Origin of the sequence: Solidesulfovibrio sp. C21 (assembly GCF_047785625.1) — a bacterium.
Lineage (GTDB): Bacteria > Desulfobacterota > Desulfovibrionia > Desulfovibrionales > Desulfovibrionaceae > Solidesulfovibrio.
The window spans coordinates 1-4140 of the sequence record NZ_JBLODY010000140.1; the positions used below are offsets into that span (position 1 = coordinate 1).

Annotated in this window: 6 protein-coding genes; 1 reads left to right on the forward strand and 5 read right to left on the reverse strand. The window is 66.1% G+C overall.

Annotated features, from left to right (window positions below; translation table 11 throughout):
• Window positions 1-134 precede the first annotated feature (134 nt).
• The 3 genes from ACMZ6R_RS20105 to ACMZ6R_RS20115 form a co-directional block, all read right to left on the reverse strand.
• Window positions 135-386, reverse strand: coding sequence for a helix-turn-helix domain-containing protein (locus ACMZ6R_RS20105; RefSeq protein WP_416114733.1), 252 nt, complete (start codon window positions 384-386; stop codon window positions 135-137).
• Window positions 387-461: 75 nt separating this feature from the next.
• Entirely contained in the window at window positions 462-686 is a 225-nt protein-coding gene (locus ACMZ6R_RS20110; protein WP_416114734.1) for a hypothetical protein, read from the reverse strand.
• A 33-nt stretch (window positions 687-719) separates the two neighbouring features.
• Window positions 720-1619 carry a LysR family transcriptional regulator gene (locus tag ACMZ6R_RS20115; protein WP_416114735.1) on the reverse strand — a complete coding sequence of 300 codons (900 nt, stop codon included), beginning with the start codon at window positions 1617-1619 and terminating at the stop codon, window positions 720-722.
• Window positions 1620-1794: 175 nt separating this feature from the next.
• Here ACMZ6R_RS20115 and ACMZ6R_RS20120 point away from each other — a divergent pair, with 175 nt between their 5' ends.
• Complete coding sequence (locus tag ACMZ6R_RS20120; protein WP_416114736.1) at window positions 1795-2091, forward strand: hypothetical protein; 297 nt, start codon at window positions 1795-1797, stop codon at window positions 2089-2091.
• Between the two features lie 131 nt (window positions 2092-2222).
• Here the strand turns inward: ACMZ6R_RS20120 and ACMZ6R_RS20125 are convergent, their stop codons facing one another.
• The gene (locus ACMZ6R_RS20125) at window positions 2223-3248 is read right to left on the reverse strand and encodes an electron transfer flavoprotein subunit alpha/FixB family protein (protein ID WP_416114737.1); all 1026 of its coding nucleotides are present in this window, start codon (window positions 3246-3248) and stop codon (window positions 2223-2225) included.
• A gap of 18 nt (window positions 3249-3266) precedes the next feature.
• Window positions 3267-4067 (reverse strand): electron transfer flavoprotein subunit beta, encoded by an 801-nt coding sequence (locus tag ACMZ6R_RS20130; protein ID WP_416114738.1) that lies wholly within the window; start codon window positions 4065-4067, stop codon window positions 3267-3269.
• Window positions 4068-4140 lie beyond the last annotated feature (73 nt).

A 4140-nucleotide genomic window follows, 5' to 3' on the forward strand; every position in this document is an offset into this window, starting at 1 on the left:
CTCTCGCGCTCTCCCCTCCAAAAAACTTTTAACGATTACAGCTGAGTAACGCTATCACTCTGTAACCGTCAGGAGTCTTTGGAAAGGGGGTCCGGGGGGAAACCTTTCTGCAAGAAAGGTTTCCCCCCGGTCTCTTAACGCTCCCGGCGCAAGAGCTCCCAGGAGATACCGAGGACCGCGCCGATTTTTTTGAGCGTCGCCGCCCGGGGACGGGCCGAGCGGGCTTCGAACTGGGCCACGGCTGCCGACGAGATGTCCAGGCGCCGGGCCAGCTCTTCCGGCGTGACGCCAAGGTGCTCCCGCCAGGCCCGGATGGGCGAATCGCCTTCGCGGCAAAGCCAGGCCACTTCGCGCGGCAAATCACCGTCCGTTTCTTGATCTTCCATCATTGCTCCCTGGCCGGGCCTACCACGCAACGGCCTTGCGAGACGCGGGCACCGCGTGGTTCCCCGGCCGCCGGATCAAGGCCGCGCCTTTTCCGGCACCGGGGCAGTCAAGCCTTGCGGACTGCCGTCGGCACGGACGAGCGCGCTTCCCGTAAAAGATTCGTCGGGCAAAGCGCCCTCATCCTGATAGCCCGACTGGGCCAACACCAGGATCGACAGGGCCAGCACCAGCACAACCATGCCGCCCGCGACCCGCCAGAAAAAATAATCCCGATCAGGCGTCACCGCCGCCTCACGCATCACTTCCCTCTCCCGCAAAAAACAAAATCCGCGTTACCGTCGGTGTCCGGGCAAACCCCAGACTTCCGACACCGCCGCGACCACCGCCGCGACCACCCGATCCTCGGCCTTCTCCCGCCGATAAATCAGGGACAACCCCAGGGTCAGCCCTTCCCGCTGCCACAGGCACACTTCCCCGGCCGCTTCGGCCTCCAGGGCATCGTCGCGACGCAGCAGCGTCAGCCCGATGCCGGCCGCGACCATGGTCCGCAACGTGGCGTCGCTGTCCCCCACCATGACCTTGTTGAGCGGCAGATCACGGCAGGAGAAGCAAGCCTCCAGCAAATATTGAAACGGACAGCGCTGGGAAAACCAGACCCAGGGCAACCCGGCCAACGTTTCCCAGTCCGCCAGACAAACCCGGTCCGCCCAGGAGGTGGGGCCGACCACGGCCATGTCCACGTTCTCCAAGGGCATGGTCACGACATCGCGCCCCTGCTCGATGATATTGTCATAGATAAAGCCCAGATCGAGCTTACCCTGACGCACGTTATCGAGAATGTTCGCCGAACTCGAATCGGTCAGATGCACTTCCACCCCGGCATGGCGGCGGGAAAGAACAGCCAGCATTTCGGGCACGCGCATGCGCCCGGCCTCGTTGTTGAGGCCGATGCGGGCCACGCCCGTGACGTCCCGGCGCAGGCTGCCGGCCCTGGCCCGAACGGCGTCCAGACCATCGAGGGCGCGTCTGGCCTCGGTCAAAAGCGCCTGTCCCTCGCCCGTCAGGCGCATGCCCTTTGGCGTACGCGTGAAAAGCGGCACCCCGAGTTCCTCCTCGAGGCCGCGCACATGGGCGCTCACCGCGGGCAGGCTGGCATTTAAGCGCTCGGCCGCGCGGGTCAGGTGCTCTTCCTCGGCCACGGCCACGAAGGTCCGTAGATGGTAGTATTCCACAACGCCCCTCCCGGCGTCGTTTTCCCTTCAGGGATTCGGAAGGACTTCTTCCGACATTGCGATTGGATCGCTTCCCCGCAGGCGGGCTACAACCAGTCCGTAGCTTTTCTGGCCTATGGCACACGCCCGGCCCGCCGTAAAGGACGGGCCGAGGCCAAAACGCGGGAGAAACATCATGCGCCTTGTCAAGACCATCGTGCTCGTCTCGGCCCTTCTGGGGCTGCTTCTTTTCGTCGTTACAAAGGACCGCACCGGGGCCAGCCCGGCCGCGTACTCGCGTACCTCCGACTTCGCTCCGGCCCGGGCCGATCTGGCCGAAGCGGTCTTCGCGATGGTGGTGGAAAACGCCAAGAACGCGGGACTGCCAAAGCCCGCCACCCTGTGCCAGGCCTGCGTGGCCGCGCACCTGAACCTTCCCGCCGACACCATGCGCAACCGCTGCGAACGCGCCTGCGCTCTCACTCCCCAATAAAAAAAGGATACCCTCCCTTGCAGAAGGATATCCCCTTATCGAAAGTTTTTGGGGAGGGTGGGGGTCCGGGGGAGGGGACCCTTTTTTTCAAAAAAGGGTCCCCTCCCCGGCTCTCCCCGTCTTCCTCTCCCCTATCCTAACAACTCATTGATCTTCTTCATGACGGCGAAGGCGTCGGCCACGTAGAGCACGTCGGCCTTGCCCTGCGCCCAACCGCAGGAGGGGTCGAGGTTGACGGCCCGGCGTTCGCCGACAAACCGCCAGCCGACCACGTGCGGCTCCTCGCCGTGGCAGCAGGTGGCCAGGCCCTTGGGGTGACGCGGCGTGGCCCCGGTCTGCCCGACCTGATGCAGGTGGGTGAGAAACGGCAGCACGGACTCGCCGTCGCCGCCCATGTCCACCAGGGACTTGCTGCTGCCGAGCGACGCCTTGGACCGGCCGAGGAACCCGAGGATCAGTTCGCCGGCATCGGCCACATGGGACGCGCCGTCGGCCTGCTTCTTGGTCCAGCCCGCGCCGGCCACGAAAAGGAGCTTGGCGTCGGGGCGAATGGTCTGCTCGTCGGCCGAGGGGGCGATGACGGCCTTGAGCTGCGTGCGGGTCATGGCCTCGCTGACCGGGACCTCGACCGCCGTCACGGACGCCTGACCAGGCGCGCCGTCGTAGGCGGCGAAACAGCCGGCGGAAACGGTCAGGCACCAGGGCCGGGCGGCCCGGGTCAGCTCCGCCTGCATGCGCTGGCGGTAATAGCCGCGCGTGGCCACGGGTTTCCCGTCCTTGACGGCCAGACCGGTGACGTGGGCGTCGATGCGCCCGGACAGGCGCGCGGCCAGACCGGGCACGGCCCGGGAGCCGCGGGAATCGTCCGTGGCCACGATGATGGTGGCCGCGGCCTCCTTGGCCAGGGCCTCCATGGCGGCGACGTCGGTGGCGTAGCGGGAAACGCCGAAGGCCTCGCCGGACACGCCGTAGATGGCGGTCGCGCCGCAGCCGGCCACGGCGCTGGCGGCAGCGGCAACATCCGCGCCGAAAAGCCCGACGGAGTAGGGCGCGCCCAGGCCCTCGGCCAGGGTTTTGGCCGCGGTCAGGGCTTCCAGGGAGGCGGCGGACAGGCTGCCGTCAGCCTCGGCATGGGCAAGAAAAAGAATGGTATCCATAAGTGGTGCCTCCAGCCCTTAGCTCTCGATCCAGGCGATGATTTCCTTGGCGATGTCCTCGACCGGCGTGTCCTTGACCACGCGGGTGTCGCGCTTCTGGGCCGGGACGGCCACCGACTGGTAGTCAATGGCGGCGGCGTCCATGGCGGCCGGCTTGGCCTTTTGCAGGGCCGGCATGACAAGGCGCATGTTGGCCATGCCCACCTGCGGGTTGTTGGGCGGCTCGGGCAGCTCGCCCGTGGCCCAGCCCAGCACCGCCGGCGCGCCGGCGCAGGTCGAAACCTGATAAGCCCCGCCCTCGACGCGCTCCATGATCTCGAGCGAGCCGTCCGCGCCGACCGTCAGCTTGTCCACGCCCTGGAACTGGTCCACGATGCCGAGCTTTTCGCCCAGGATCTGGAGCGTCGAGCCGGAGCCCCGCGAAGCCGACATCCAGCCGCCGAAAAGAAGCAGCCTGGACTTATCCAGCCCGGCAATGCCCTCGATGGCCACGGCCAGGGCATTCGCCACCTCGGAAGAATCGATGAAGCCGCCGGCCGGACCGTCGGCCACCACCAGCTCGAACGGCGCTTTCTGGGCCACGGTCATCATCACCTGCTGCAACTTGGCCTTTTGACCAAGAGACACCAGCCAGACCTTGCTGCCGGCCGCCGTCTTGGCCAGCTGTGCCGCCTCATACAAGGCGCAGGCCGCCCAGGGATCGAGAATGGACGGCAACATCAACTCGTTTTTCAGTCCCCAGCCGGTCGGACCCTTGACCGGCTCCAGCGTCTGCAACGGATCAGGCACAATCCCGCCGCATACCACGATATGGAACATAGGCACTCCTTTTGAGGGGGGAGGAAGGGACGGAACCTTCCTCCCCCCTCAAAAGGAGTGCCTATGTTCCATA

Bases quoted from the DNA above. Each gene is read 5' to 3' on its own strand.
- ACMZ6R_RS20125 (WP_416114737.1), bottom strand. From the start codon at position 3,248: ATGGATACCATTCTTTTTCTTGCCCATGCCGAGGCTGACGGCAGCCTG.
- ACMZ6R_RS20110 (WP_416114734.1), bottom strand. From the start codon at position 686: ATGCGTGAGGCGGCGGTGACGCCTGATCGGGATTATTTTTTCTGGCGG.
- ACMZ6R_RS20120 (WP_416114736.1), top strand. From the start codon at position 1,795: ATGCGCCTTGTCAAGACCATCGTGCTCGTCTCGGCCCTTCTGGGGCTG.
- ACMZ6R_RS20105 (WP_416114733.1), bottom strand. From the start codon at position 386: ATGGAAGATCAAGAAACGGACGGTGATTTGCCGCGCGAAGTGGCCTGG.
- ACMZ6R_RS20130 (WP_416114738.1), bottom strand. From the start codon at position 4,067: ATGTTCCATATCGTGGTATGCGGCGGGATTGTGCCTGATCCGTTGCAG.